Raw genomic sequence first — 11,906 nt, forward strand, 5'->3', positions numbered from 1 at the left:
GACGTGGTTGTACGTGCCCGCCGACCGCCCCGACCGGATCGACAAGGCCCTCGGCGGCGAGGCCGACATGGTCATCGTGGACCTGGAGGACGCGGTCGCCCCGGAGAACAAGGGCGTCGCCCGGGCCGGGGTCGTCGCCCTGCTGGCCACGCCGCAGCCGCGGGTGGAGGTCCGCGTCAACGACGTCCGCACGCCGTACGGCCAGGCCGACCTGCACGCGCTCGGGTCGCTGCTGCACGGCGGCGGTGGCCTGCGCATCCCCAAGGTGGAGTCGGCCGACGAGGTCCGCTGGATCGCCGACGCGGTGCCGGGCGTGCCGCTGCGCCTGATCATCGAGTCGGCCCTCGGGCTGGAGCGCGCCTTCGAGATCGCCACCGCCTCACCGGCCGTCGCCGGGATCGGCCTGGGCGAGGCCGACCTGCGCGCCGACCTCGGCGTGACCGACGAGGCGGGCCTGGCCTGGGCGCGTTCGCGTATCGTCGTCGCGGCCCGGGCGGCGGGGCTGCCGGCCCCGGCCCAGTCCGTGTACACGAACGTCCGCGACCTCGACGGCCTGGCCGCGTCCTGCGCCGCGGGCCGGGCCATGGGCTTTCGCGGCCGGGCGGCCATCCACCCCATCCAGCTTCCGGTGATCGCGGCGGCCTACCGCCCGACCAGGGAGGAGATCGTGGCCGCCCTGGAGGTCGTCTCCGCCGCAGACCAGGGCGCGGTCGCCCTCGCCGACGGCCGCTTCGTCGACGAGGCCGTCGTCCGCCAGGCCCGTCGCCTCCTCAGCGACGCCGGCGACCGCTGACCGCCGTCCGTCAGGAGTGGGGTGTCCACGGGCCTCGGCCGGGCCGGTCGGCGCACCGGAAGGGGTTCGCGGTCCTCGCGAAGCCCGCTTCGCTCCTTCGGCCCTGTGAACGATCGCGCACGCCTCCGCAGGCGGAGGAGCGTTGTCAACGGAGGAGGGACATGGACATCCGGCGGTAGGCGTGGCGGCGGCCACGGATCGCGATGCTGTAGGCGAGGATGTTCTCCGGGACGGTGATGCCGAAGTAGCCGCAGTCGCCCAGGTGGTGGATGTCGGTCCCGGTCATCTTGGCCATCAGCGCGAGCCGGCGGATCGTGTCGGGGTCGGCGCCCTCCTGGGATGTGCCGATCGTCGTCATCGTGAGGGCCCCGGCCGCGTGGGCCGCCTCCACCCATTCCCGCACCTGGGCCTCGTGGCAGCCGGGAACCGTGCCGGGCGCGGGCATCAGGACGACGTCCGCGCCCGCGGCGGCGAAGCCCTCGATCGCGGCGACGTCCACGATGCCGGACCCGGCCGCCGACGCGACGCCCGCCGCGTGCATCTTGCCGGCCATCACGATCAGGTCGTCGCCCGCGGCGGCCCTGGCTGCGGCCACCGCCCTGGTCAGCGACGCGTTCGCGTGGAGAGGGTGCAGGCCGGATGGGGCCAGTTCACCGGGTCGCACACCACCGACCCGGACCGCCCGCACTCCGGCGTACGCATCGAGAACAACACGGTCCGCAACACCCGCTGGGACGGCATCGCCACGGTGAACGCCACCGACGTGCGCATCGCGGGCAACCGGGTGGACGGCTGCGAGGGCGGCATCTACGTCAAGTCGGTCGCCGGTGGGCCCTTGCGCGCGGTGGAGATCACCGGCAACCAGGTGACGAGCTGCGGTGTCCGGGACTGGCTGGCCGTACGGGCCGACGACGCCGGCCCGATCACCGACGTCGCGGTGACCGGCAACGTGGTTCCGTGTTCGAGGGTGCGCTACTACGGCTCGGTCACCCCCAGAACGGGCACGACCCTGGACTGCCCGCCCGCCCGGGGCGTGTCGGCCTGACCGGCCAGTCGCCGGAGGAGGCCCTCCAGGTCGCGTTCGCCGTCGGGGGTCTGGGCGCCGTGGGCCAGTCCGTCGCGGATCAGCCTGTTCTTACCGGGTCGGCGTCACCCTGACCGCTCCGCTGATGCGGGGTGACACTTCGACGGCACGGCTCAGCCCGGGCTGAGCCGGCCGTCAGACGTGGAGCACGGCGGCCGGCCTGCTGGTCAGGCCCCTGACCGCGAGCTCCACGAGCTGACGCAGGCGCTTGCGCAGGACGGCCGGCTCCGCCTTCTCCCGCACTATCCCCGACAGCGCGTCCACCAGGACGGCGGCGGCGTCCGCGGCGGACAGGGCCGCGTCGAGCAGGTCGAGTTCCTCGGCCGCGTCGCTGAGCGTGGCCTCGACGACCGACAGATAGGCCGACTCGAACGAGGCCATCACGTCCTCGACGATCACTTCGGCCTCGGCGAACAGCTCCGCCCGGTAATCCGCCTCGACCGCGCCGGCGAAAAACTCGATCTTGATGGCCAGGACGTCGTAGAGGCGGTCGGCGACGGGCCGGCCGGAGCGCCGTGCGGCCTCGGCCGCGGCGACGATGTCGTCGGCGAACCTCCGCGCGACCGCCCTGAAGACGTCTTCCTTACCTTTGAAGTGCAGATAGACGGCCGGACGCGACACACGCGCCGCACGCGCGATCAGGTCCATGGAGGTGCGGCGGTAGCCATACCTGCCGAACACGTCGAGCGCGGCGGCCACGATGTGGTCGCGCTTGGCCTCGGCGGCATCCGTCATGCTGACACGATATACGCGTTCCGTCAGCTCGCCATCGCGCTGCCGGGTTCCGCTCCGCGCCGATCAGGGCGCGCCACCGCCCGCGCGGACGCCCCGCAGCCCGAACGCCCGGGTGACCAGCTGCTCGCGCAGCCCCGCAGGGGCGTGCGCCAGCATGCCGTAGACGCGGACGTCCGCGCTGACCGGGTAGCGCCGCTTGGGGTCACGCGCCTCGACGGCCGTCGCGATCGTGGCGGCGACGGCCTCGGCCGGGCCGGTCTTCTGGTTGGCGATCGCCTCGCCGAAACGCTGGAGGTGGTCGCCGTACAGCGCGACCCTGTGCGGGTCGGCGGCCGCCAGCGCCTTGCGCGCGGCGGCGTCGGCCTTGTCGAAGATGGCGGTGGCGGTGGCCCCGGGCTCCACGGCGATCACCGGGATGCGCCAGGCGGCCAGCTCGACGCGCAGGGCGTCCGACAGCGCTTTGAGCGCGGCCTTGCTGGCCGAGATCGGCGCCATGAACGGCAGAGCCACGTGCGCGGTCGGGGCGCTCACGTTGACGATACGGCCCCGGCCTGCCCGCAGCAGGGGCAGGAACGCCTGGGTGACGAACGCCGGGCCGAGGGTGTTCACCGCGAACTGTCTGCGCAGGTCGTCGGGCGGAACCAGTTCCAGCGGGCCCTGGACGATGATCCCGGCGTTGTTGACCACGGCGTGGAGCCCGTGGCCCCGCACCTCGTCGTGCACCCGCTCGGCCGCGGCCGCGACGGAGCCGGGATCGGTGACGTCCATCGTCACCACGCGTACGCCGGCCGTCCGTCCCAGGCTCGCGTCCTCGCCGCGCACGGCGGCGTAGACCGTGTAGCCGCGCGCGACGAGCGCATCCACGGCCGCTCTGCCGATTCCGCCCGCGGCGCCCGTGACCAGAACCGCCCTGTTCTCGATCGCCATGCCCCTGCTCCTCACATGTTCTTAGGTACATGTACTTGAGTACATGTGTGATGATGCACGTGGTCCGAAGGACATGTCAAGATGGTGAGCGTCGATCCGGAGGAGGGCCAATGTCGTTGCGCTACGGGCTGCTCGGCCTGCTCGCGGAAGGCGCTGCCAGCGGATACGACCTGGCGCGGCGGTTCCAGGAGGTGCTCGGCTCCGTCTGGCCCGCACAGCACCCGAAGATCTACGCCGAGCTGAACCGGCTGGCCCAGGAGGGTCTGATCGAGGTCGAGAGCGAGGGCCCGCGAGGGCGCAAGGCGTACCGGATCACAGAGGAAGGGCTCGTCGCCGTCCGCGGCTGGCTGCGTGACACCGAGGTGGACCACACGCTGCGCATGCAGTCGTTGCTGCGCTCGTTCTTCTTCTGGCTGATGGAGCCCGACGACCTGCGCCGCCACCTCGACGAGGAGGCCCGCTTCTTCGCCGAGGCGGCGGCGCGTTACGAGGAGTACGCGAAGGCCAAGGATCGCGGCGAGTTCGGCGACAGTCCCCAGACGCGATCCATGCGCATCGCCATCGAAGCCGGCGTACGCCTCTATCGGACCCTCGCCGAGTGGGCCGAGTGGGCCAAGACCGTCCCGCCGAACTCGTCTACCACGACCCATTCCTGACGAGAAGGCCGCATGCCGTCCCTGGTCGGACGGTCACCCGGCAATCGGCGGCTTCTTGCCGAAGGCGCCGATGCGCGCGTGGAAGACACCCATGACCAGGACGCCGACCGCTCCCGCGACGGCGGCGGGCAGAGGGTGCGCGCCCACGTCGGCGGTCGTGGTCAGCGCGGCCGCGATCAGGTACATTCCCCAGCCCGCGACCACGTTGACCAGCGGCCCGTAGCCGAACGGAGTAGGGAACCCTTCTTTGGTGATCCCCTTCACGAAGTGCGGTGTCGCGTTCGCCGCGAAGACGCCGGCGAAGAAGCTCAGAAGGACCGTCGACCACATACCTGCTCCCGAGTCGGTGCGAATCATCTCTGACAATTTAGACCATAGATGTCAGAATGACAGCACCCGCACAGGCTCGTCTCCACCTCGTCCCGTTTGCGGAACCGGAGGGTCGAGTCCGACGTGACGACCGCGCCGTCCGCCAGGAAGGTGTAGGTGTAGCGGAAGGACACCAGCGGCGGGCTCACGTCGGTGACCTCGAGGCGCCGCTCCACGATCCCGGCCTCCGGAAGGTCGAGGACGACCGGACCGGGGTCGGAGGCCCACTCGCGAGCCGCGCGCCGCCACGCCCGGAGGGCGCTCAGTCTCCCGAGGGGAGGGGACCGAGGTCGCGGACGACCGCGGCCAGGGCCCGGACGAGCTCGTTCTCCGTCTCGCTGCGCCACACCAGCGCGTACGGCAGCGGCCCCATGTCGGTGACCGGCAGGTAGGCGATGTCCGGCCTTACCCAGTAGCGGCTCATGTGCGCGGGAAAGAGCACGACAAGCCCGGACATGCTGGCGAAAGTGATGGCCTCTTCCGCGTCCCGCACCACGGGGCCACGTTCGATCGGGCGGCCACGGCGGGTCTGGCGCGGAGCATAGGCGTCGTACCAGTAGTCGGGCCCGGTGTCGGCATGCGGATGCTGGAAATCGGCGACCATCTCCAGCGAGACCGACGTGTGCAGGGCGAGCTCGTGATCGGTGGCGACGGCCAGCACCCGAGGCTCGGCGAACAGGATCGGTCCGACGGTGAGGTCGGGCTCGTCGAGAGGCAGCCAGCTGACCAGGACGTCGACGTCCCCGCGGCGCAGCGCGGCGAAGGCGTCGCTGAACTGGGTGCTCTGGATGCGCAGCCGCCACTGCGGGTGACGGTGGCGGAAGACCTCCCAGTAGTGGCGCAGGTCGTAGGCGTTGAGGGGCATCATGCCGATGCGCAGCGTGCCGGTGATGCCCTGGCCGGCCATCCGGGCGCGCTGCACGCTGTCCTGCAGACCGGCGTAGAGAGGCTGGAGGTCGTCGCGGAGCTGCCGCCCGACCGGCGTCAGCCGTACCGCGCGATTGTTGCGCTCGAACAGCGGGGCGCCGATCTGCCGCTCCTGCTTCTGGATCGCCTGGGTGACGCGGGCGGGCGACAGGCACAGCCGGGCGGCGGTGCGGCCGAAGTGCAGTTCGTCGGCCAGGGTCAGGAAGATCTCGATGTCGCGTAGTTCCACGCCTGACCTGCTCCGTTTACTTCCACTGAAGGTGATCTTGCGGGATCCGTCGTTGTTCGGGCGTTCACCGTACTCGATCCTCGGAACGTACGAACGGTTCGCTCGATGGAGCATGGTGATGGACATCCTCGTTTCCGGTGCCGGCGTCGCAGGGCCCGCCTCGGCCTACTGGCTGCGACATCACGAGCTCAGCCCACCGTGGCCGGCGGGTCCGGGTGCCGGGCGCTGCGGGCGGCCTGGTTCTTCCGCCACTCCTCGATGACCTGCCGGAAGGCCTCGCTCACGAGGACAAGGAGTTCGGCGGAGGACTCGAAGCGGGAACCCGCGGGGGTCGTGGCCCCGAGAATCTCCGCTCCGCGCTGTGACGCGGCCGCCAGGGCCTCGTTCATCCGCAAAGACGCGAGGATCGACCGGACCCAGATCTCGTCGTCGATGACGTAGCGCTCGCGTCGCGTGCCGGGAACCCGTTCCCGCCTGAGCATTCCCTGCTGTTCGAGGTAGGCGACGGCGTGCGAGACCGACGCGGGGCTGACGCGAAGCCGCTGGACCAGTTCGGCGGCGGTGAGAGCGCCGGAGTCGGTGACGTACAGGCAGGCCAGCACTCTGGCCTCCATCCGGGGCATGCCCTGCTGGACCAGGAGAGCGATGAAGGACTCCGTGAAGTCCTCGACGGCTCGGGGGTCACGCCCGTGGCCGCCGTCGGGGGCAGGCGGGGCGAGAGGCCGAGCCTGCCCGTGTCGGCGCGCACGATGCCGCGTGGCTTCGTGCGCCCGGTCCGCCCCGTAATCGTCGGGTCCGCCGTTGCGGGTGACCTCCCGCATGATGGTCGAGGCGGGCCGCCCAAGACGCCGGCCGATCTCCGCGTATCCGAGCCCCTCGGCCAGCCCTGCGGCGATGTGCTGACGGTCCTCATTGGTGAGTCTGCCTCCGGGCATCGGTGCTCGTCTCCTGTCTGCCGACATGCGCGGAGCCCTCCGCCCGCACACCCGCTGCACAGTATGCATTCACTCGGAGCTCATTGCAATGCACGGTCGATCGTCCATTGCGTTCAGCTTCATATTCATTGCAAAACATGCTCTTTCATCCTGATGCACCAGGCAGAATGCCGTGCTTTGTATGTTGACTGTTTTCTGAACGCAATGTACTGTCATGGACGTTCAGAGATTGCCGAACACCGAAGACTATGCGTGAGGGGATTCATGATGAACACGAGCGGCTTCTCCCCGGCAGGGCTGCGCAGGGTGCGCGAGGTGCTGGACCGGTATGTCGATTCCGGGAAGATCCCCGGGCTGGTCGCCCTGTTCAGCCGGGGTGACGAGACACACGTCGAAGCGATCGGGACGATGCGTCATGACGGTGGCGCGCCGATGCGCCGGGACACGATCTTCCGGATGGCCTCCACGTCGAAGCCGGTCACGATCGCGGCGGCGATGGTCCTGCTCGACGAGTGCCGGCTGCGTCTGGACGACCCCGTGGATCCGTGGCTGCCCGAGCTCGCCGACCGGCAGGTGCTGAAGCGGTTCGACGGCCCGCTGGACGACACCGTGCCGGCGCGGCGGCCGATCACCGTCCGGGACGTGCTGACCTCCACGTTCGGGCTCGGCATGGACATGACGTCGCTGGGCACTCCGATCATGAACGCGGTCTTCGAGCGGGGGCTCACGCCCAACCTGCCGGTGCCGATGCCCGAGCCGGACGAGTGGATGCGCCGCCTGGGCGAGCTTCCGCTGATGCACCAGCCCGGAGAGCGCTGGCAGTACCAGATCAGCAGCGACCTGGTCGGGGTGCTCGTCTCCCGGGTCACGGGCCAGTCGTTCGAGGAGTTCCTGCGCGAGCGCGTCTTCGGGCCGCTGGGGATGACCGACACCGGCTTCCATGTGCCCGCCGACCAGATCCACCGGCTGCCGCCCCTGTACGCCCCCGACCCGCAGACCGGCGAGTTCCTCGTCTGGGACGAGGCCGAAGGCGGGCGCCACAGCAAGCCTCCGGCGTTCCAGGGCGGCGGCGGCGGGCTGAACTCCACCGCCGACGACTACCACGCCTACTTCCGGATGCTGCTCAACGGCGGCGTGCACAAGGGCGAGCGAATCCTGTCGCGGCCCGCCGTCGAGCTGATGACCACCAACCGCCTCACGCCCGAGCAGCAGGCCGCCCGGCACGCCATGGCCGTCGACAACGTCCACATCTCCCACGGCCAGGGACAGCACGGTGGCTGGGGCTTCGGCATGGCGGTGCGCACCTACCGCGGGGACTACGCGCCGATCGGCCAGTTCGGCTGGGACGGCGGAAGCGGCACCGCGACCTACGCCGACCCGGCCAACCAGCTCACCGGAATCCTGCTCACCCAGGTCGGGGCGTCCACCCCGGACTCGATGCGGCTCATCCACGACTTCTGGACCACGCTCTACCAGGCGATCGACGCCTGACGCCGGGCCAGCCTCCCGGCAGGCCCGCCCTCGGCCCCCGGCGGGGCGTTCCACCATTCGCCCGTTCACCCGACCCTCGGAACAGTTGTAAAGGATCACACCACCATGTCCGTCACCCTCACCGACCAGGACAAGATCACCCTGCGGACCGCGGCCTACGGCGCCGTCTCGCTGCTGGCCGCCGCCGACGCCGCCGGAAAGCCCCACAAGGTCGCCACCGAGGGCTCCATCGCCCTGGCCTCCGCGACCGGCGTGGTCGGTCACGTGCTCGCCGACAAGTCGACGGGCATGAACCTGTACGGCAAGTCCGTCGCCGAACTCGCCGACCAGGTGCTGCCGGCCCTGACGGCGGCCATGAGCCTGCTGGGGAAGCAGGATCCGGCCGAGGCCGACAATTTCCGCAGCACCGTCAACGTCGCCGTCGAAGCAGCCGCCCGGGCCCACCAGGGGGAGCCCGGGCCCGTCATGGCGGAGATGGCCCGCAAGATCGCCCAAGCCCTCGACGCCGCTCCGGCTCGCTAGACACGAGCACCACCGAACGGGCCCCGCCAAGCTCAGCGAGCTTGGCGTGGCCCGTTCGCATGCGCGGACGCCGGGCCGATCTCCCCGGGGGACGGAGCCGGCCGAGGAGGTGCCTGCTCGGCGGCGGGGCGGGCGTGTGGGGTCCGACCGATGCCCGATTGCCATCACCCTACAAATTTGGTAGGAAATACCTGTGTATTCGGCATCGTGGTTGGTCCGGCGTCGGCACGTCGACCTGTGCCGTCTGAACGGCGCGGCCTGTCGCTCCTGAACCTCGACCTCCCGGCCTGCGCGGTCACCTTCGCCGGCCGTCCTCCTTCCGTTGTCCCGCCGTGCCCGCGTTGGAGCGGCGCGGCCCGGCGCCCTCGCCTCCGGAGCGACCACTGTGACGTCATCCCCCTCCAGATCCGTCTCCGCCGATCCGCCCTCTCTCGCTGACGGCTCCCTCACGCCGGACGAGGTGCCCGAGCCCGCCGGCGCACCACACGCCGAAGGGGCGCGTACCGTCTCGGCGCCGGGCCCGCGGGGCCGCAGGGCCCGCCGGATCGGTGTGCGGGTGCTGTCGCTGCTCGCCCTGCTCGCACTGTGGCAGCTCGCGGCGGCCGCGGCGGGCAATCCGTCGTTCGTGCCCGCGCCCCGGGCCGTGTGGGACCAGCTCGTCCTGCTGTCCACCACCCACGAGGGCGTCCGCGGCTACGGCGGTCACCTGCTCGTGGAGCACCTGGGAATCAGCCTGCGCCGCATCCTCATCGGCTCGGCGCTCGGCGTGGCGGCGGGGCTCGTGCTCGGCGTCGTCCTGGGCGCCGTGCCGTGGATCCGCCTCGTGGCCGAGCCGGTCGTGACGTTCGTACGGGCCCTGCCCCCGCTGGCGTACTTCAGCCTGCTCATCATCTGGTTCGGCATCGACGAGACGCCCAAGCTGTGGCTGCTCGCCATCGCCGCGCTCCCGCCGGTCGCCGTGGCCACCGCGGCGGCCGTCCACGGCGCGCCGACCGGCCTGGTGGAGGCGGCCCGGGCGCTGGGCGCCTCGCGGTGGGACGTCATCAAGGATGTGGTGCTGCCCGCCGCGCTGCCGGAGATCTTCACCGGCGTCCGGCTGGCCGTCGGGGTCGCGTACTCCTCGGTCGTCGCGGCGGAGACCGTCAACGGCGTGCCCGGTATCGGAGGGATGGTCCGCGACGCCCAGCGCTACCTGCAGACCGACGTCGTGGTGCTCGGACTGCTCGCCATCGGGCTGTCCGGACTGCTGATCGACGGCCTGCTGCGCGCCGCGGAGACCCGGCTCATCCCCTGGCGCGGCCGCGTCTGAGCCCCTGCCAAGCCTCGTCGATCCCCCCACTGCAAAAGGAACTGTCCCGCCATGTCACGACCACACCTCACGCGCCTGCTTTCCGCCGTCCTGGCCGTCGCCACGGCCGCCGTCCTGGCCGCGTGCGGCAACGGCACCGCCTCCGGCGGAGGGGGAGGCGGCGGTACGGCGGACCGCACCATCCGCGTCGCCTACCAGGCGTTCCCGAGCGGGGACCTCATCGTGAAGAACAAGGGGTGGCTGGAGCAGGCGCTGCCCGGCTACACGATCAAGTGGACCAAGTTCGACTCCGGCGCCAGCATCAACACCGCCTTCGTGGCCAAGAGCGTGGACATCGCGGCCATCGGGTCGAGCCCGGTCGCGCGGGGGCTGTCCGCGCCACTGAACATCCCCTACCAGGTGGCGTTCGTGCTCGACGTGGCCGGTGACAACGAGGCCCTGGTCGCCCGCGACGGCGCCGGCATCTCCTCCGTGGCCGACCTGCGCGGCAAGAAGGTGGCGACGCCGTTCGCCTCGACGTCCCACTACAGCCTGCTCGCCGCGCTCGACAAGGCGGGGGTGCCGGAGTCCGCGGTGAACCTAATCGATCTGGAGCCACAGGACATCCTGGCGTCCTGGACCCGCGGGGACATCGACGCCGCGTACGTCTGGCTGCCCACGCTGGACGAGATCAAGAAGACCGGCAAGACGCTCATCAGCAGCCGCGAGCTGGCGACCGCGGGCAAGCCGACCCTCGACCTGGGCGTGGTGTCCACCGCGTTCATCCAGGCCCACCCCGACGCGGTCGACGCCTGGCGCAAGGTCGAGGCCAGGGCACTCGACCTGATCGCGAACGATCCCGACGCCGCGGCCCAGGCGGTGGGCGCCGAGCTCAACCTCGGCAAGGACGAGGCCAAGGCGCAGCTCAGCCAGGGCGTCTTCCTCAAGCCGGCCGATCTGGCCTCACCCGAGTGGCTCGGCACGCCGGACAAGGTCGGCGGCCTGGCGCAGAACCTGGTGAGCGCGGCGCAGTTCCTCAAGGACCAGCAGAAGATCGACGCGGTGCCCGACCTCGCCACGGTGGAGCGGGCGATCTACACCAAGGGGCTTCCCGGTGTCCTCACGCCCTGACCCGGCCACCGCCCCGGCCACGGCGGACGAGGACGTCGCCGCCGTCCACCTGCACGAGGTCGAACACGTCTACGGCGGCGCGGGAGGTCCGGTCGCCGCGCTCGGGCCGATCTCCCTGACCGTCCCTCCCGGCACCTTCCTCGTGCTCGTCGGGGCGTCCGGATGCGGCAAGAGCACGCTGCTGCGCCTCGTCGCGGGCTTCGAGAGGCCCACCTCCGGCACCGTACGTACCGGCGGCGCCGAGCCCGTCCCGGGCAGGGGCGCCGGGATCGTCTTCCAGCAGCCGCGCCTGTTCCCGTGGAAGACCGTGGGCGGCAACGTCGAGCTGGCCCTGCGCTACGCCGGCGTGCCCCGTGTGGAACGCGCCCGCCGGGTGCCGGAGCTGCTGGAACGGGTGGGCCTGCACGACGTGGCGGACCGCCGCGTCTGGCAGATCTCGGGAGGACAGCAGCAGCGCGTGGCGATCGCCAGGGCGCTCGCCGGCGACGATCCGCTGCTCCTGCTCGACGAGCCGTTCGCCGCCCTGGACGCGCTCACCCGCGAGCGTCTCCAGGAGGACCTGCGCCGGGTGAGCGCGCAGACCGGCCGCACGTCGGTGTTCGTCACCCACAGCGTCGAGGAGGCCGTGTTCCTCGGCAGCCGCGTCGTCGTGCTCACCCGCAGGCCGGGCCGGATCGCGCTCGACCTGGACGTCGGCCTCCCGCGCACCGGGGTGGGACCGGACGAACTGCGCGCCCTTCCCGAGTACGCCGCGCTCCGCGCAGAGGTCGGCCACGCCGTACGCGCCGCCGCCGCGTGACGCACCGCACCAACCACGAG

General features: G+C 71.3%; 15 protein-coding genes. 9 read left to right on the top strand and 6 right to left on the bottom strand.

Going from position 1 to position 11,906, the window contains the following annotated elements; translation table 11 throughout:
- The first annotated feature begins 13 nt into the window (after nucleotides 1-13).
- Nucleotides 14-793, top strand: a complete 780-nt coding sequence (locus tag Msi02_RS10580) for an HpcH/HpaI aldolase/citrate lyase family protein (protein WP_239108284.1) — start codon at nucleotides 14-16, stop codon at nucleotides 791-793.
- A 145-nt stretch (nucleotides 794-938) separates the two neighbouring features.
- On the opposite strand, the gene Msi02_RS10585 is transcribed toward Msi02_RS10580, so the two are convergent.
- Entirely contained in the window at nucleotides 939-1,481 is a 543-nt protein-coding gene (locus tag Msi02_RS10585; protein WP_444543487.1) for a DUF7916 family protein, read from the bottom strand.
- On the opposite strand from Msi02_RS10585, the gene Msi02_RS10590 reads away from it, so the two are divergent.
- Entirely contained in the window at nucleotides 1,413-1,838 is a 426-nt protein-coding gene (locus Msi02_RS10590) for a right-handed parallel beta-helix repeat-containing protein (RefSeq protein WP_204048173.1), read from the top strand. The two genes, Msi02_RS10585 and Msi02_RS10590, sit on opposite strands and share 69 nt — an antisense overlap.
- Nucleotides 1,839-2,012: 174 nt before the next feature.
- Here Msi02_RS10590 and Msi02_RS10595 read toward each other — a convergent pair whose 3' ends face one another.
- Both Msi02_RS10595 and Msi02_RS10600 read right to left on the bottom strand, forming a co-directional pair.
- Nucleotides 2,013-2,612 (bottom strand): TetR/AcrR family transcriptional regulator, encoded by a 600-nt coding sequence (locus Msi02_RS10595; RefSeq protein WP_204048174.1) that lies wholly within the window; start codon nucleotides 2,610-2,612, stop codon nucleotides 2,013-2,015.
- 63 nt (nucleotides 2,613-2,675) lie between these two features.
- Nucleotides 2,676-3,539 (bottom strand): SDR family NAD(P)-dependent oxidoreductase, encoded by an 864-nt coding sequence (locus Msi02_RS10600; protein ID WP_204048175.1) that lies wholly within the window; start codon nucleotides 3,537-3,539, stop codon nucleotides 2,676-2,678.
- 110 nt (nucleotides 3,540-3,649) lie between these two features.
- Here Msi02_RS10600 and Msi02_RS10605 point away from each other — a divergent pair, with 110 nt between their 5' ends.
- On the top strand, nucleotides 3,650-4,195 hold the full coding sequence (locus Msi02_RS10605; protein ID WP_204048176.1) for a PadR family transcriptional regulator: 546 nt from the start codon (nucleotides 3,650-3,652) through the stop codon (nucleotides 4,193-4,195).
- Between the two features lie 33 nt (nucleotides 4,196-4,228).
- On the opposite strand, the gene Msi02_RS10610 is transcribed toward Msi02_RS10605, so the two are convergent.
- The 3 genes from Msi02_RS10610 to Msi02_RS10620 all read right to left on the bottom strand — a co-directional run bounded on the left by Msi02_RS10610 (nucleotide 4,229) and on the right by Msi02_RS10620 (nucleotide 6,655).
- On the bottom strand, nucleotides 4,229-4,552 hold the full coding sequence (locus Msi02_RS10610) for a hypothetical protein (protein WP_204048177.1): 324 nt from the start codon (nucleotides 4,550-4,552) through the stop codon (nucleotides 4,229-4,231).
- A 274-nt stretch (nucleotides 4,553-4,826) separates the two neighbouring features.
- The gene (locus tag Msi02_RS10615) at nucleotides 4,827-5,720 is read right to left on the bottom strand and encodes a LysR family transcriptional regulator (protein ID WP_204048178.1); all 894 of its coding nucleotides are present in this window, start codon (nucleotides 5,718-5,720) and stop codon (nucleotides 4,827-4,829) included.
- 188 nt (nucleotides 5,721-5,908) lie between these two features.
- Nucleotides 5,909-6,655 (bottom strand): GbsR/MarR family transcriptional regulator, encoded by a 747-nt coding sequence (locus tag Msi02_RS10620; RefSeq protein ID WP_204048179.1) that lies wholly within the window; start codon nucleotides 6,653-6,655, stop codon nucleotides 5,909-5,911.
- A 264-nt stretch (nucleotides 6,656-6,919) separates the two neighbouring features.
- On the opposite strand from Msi02_RS10620, the gene Msi02_RS10625 reads away from it, so the two are divergent.
- The 6 genes from Msi02_RS10625 (at nucleotide 6,920) to Msi02_RS10645 (ending at nucleotide 11,886) form a co-directional block, all read left to right on the top strand.
- Nucleotides 6,920-8,146: a serine hydrolase domain-containing protein gene (locus tag Msi02_RS10625; protein ID WP_204048180.1), complete on the top strand. Its 1,227-nt coding sequence runs from the start codon at nucleotides 6,920-6,922 to the stop codon at nucleotides 8,144-8,146.
- Between the two features lie 105 nt (nucleotides 8,147-8,251).
- Nucleotides 8,252-8,668, top strand: a complete 417-nt coding sequence (locus tag Msi02_RS10630; RefSeq protein WP_204048181.1) for a hypothetical protein — start codon at nucleotides 8,252-8,254, stop codon at nucleotides 8,666-8,668.
- 193 nt (nucleotides 8,669-8,861) lie between these two features.
- The gene (locus Msi02_RS44490; RefSeq protein ID WP_373308261.1) at nucleotides 8,862-8,939 is read left to right on the top strand and encodes a putative leader peptide; all 78 of its coding nucleotides are present in this window, start codon (nucleotides 8,862-8,864) and stop codon (nucleotides 8,937-8,939) included.
- A gap of 114 nt (nucleotides 8,940-9,053) precedes the next feature.
- Complete coding sequence (locus tag Msi02_RS10635) at nucleotides 9,054-9,977, top strand: ABC transporter permease (RefSeq protein ID WP_239108285.1); 924 nt, start codon at nucleotides 9,054-9,056, stop codon at nucleotides 9,975-9,977.
- A 51-nt stretch (nucleotides 9,978-10,028) separates the two neighbouring features.
- Nucleotides 10,029-11,087 carry a taurine ABC transporter substrate-binding protein gene (locus Msi02_RS10640; protein WP_204048182.1) on the top strand — a complete coding sequence of 353 codons (1,059 nt, stop codon included), beginning with the start codon at nucleotides 10,029-10,031 and terminating at the stop codon, nucleotides 11,085-11,087.
- On the top strand, nucleotides 11,071-11,886 hold the full coding sequence (locus tag Msi02_RS10645; RefSeq protein ID WP_204048183.1) for an ABC transporter ATP-binding protein: 816 nt from the start codon (nucleotides 11,071-11,073) through the stop codon (nucleotides 11,884-11,886). Before Msi02_RS10640 ends, Msi02_RS10645 begins: the two co-directional genes overlap by 17 nt.
- Nucleotides 11,887-11,906: the final 20 nt, after the last annotated feature.

The sequence above is a fragment of the Microbispora siamensis genome, assembly GCF_016863095.1.
GTDB lineage: Bacteria > Actinomycetota > Actinomycetes > Streptosporangiales > Streptosporangiaceae > Microbispora > Microbispora siamensis.

Bases quoted from the DNA above. Each gene is read 5' to 3' on its own strand.
- Msi02_RS10595 (WP_204048174.1), bottom strand. From the start codon at position 2,612: ATGACGGATGCCGCCGAGGCCAAGCGCGACCACATCGTGGCCGCCGCG.
- Msi02_RS10600 (WP_204048175.1), bottom strand. From the start codon at position 3,539: ATGGCGATCGAGAACAGGGCGGTTCTGGTCACGGGCGCCGCGGGCGGA.
- Msi02_RS10605 (WP_204048176.1), top strand. From the start codon at position 3,650: ATGTCGTTGCGCTACGGGCTGCTCGGCCTGCTCGCGGAAGGCGCTGCC.
- Msi02_RS10610 (WP_204048177.1), bottom strand. From the start codon at position 4,552: ATGATTCGCACCGACTCGGGAGCAGGTATGTGGTCGACGGTCCTTCTG.
- Msi02_RS10620 (WP_204048179.1), bottom strand. From the start codon at position 6,655: ATGCCCGGAGGCAGACTCACCAATGAGGACCGTCAGCACATCGCCGCA.
- Msi02_RS10625 (WP_204048180.1), top strand. From the start codon at position 6,920: ATGATGAACACGAGCGGCTTCTCCCCGGCAGGGCTGCGCAGGGTGCGC.
- Msi02_RS10630 (WP_204048181.1), top strand. From the start codon at position 8,252: ATGTCCGTCACCCTCACCGACCAGGACAAGATCACCCTGCGGACCGCG.
- Msi02_RS10640 (WP_204048182.1), top strand. From the start codon at position 10,029: ATGTCACGACCACACCTCACGCGCCTGCTTTCCGCCGTCCTGGCCGTC.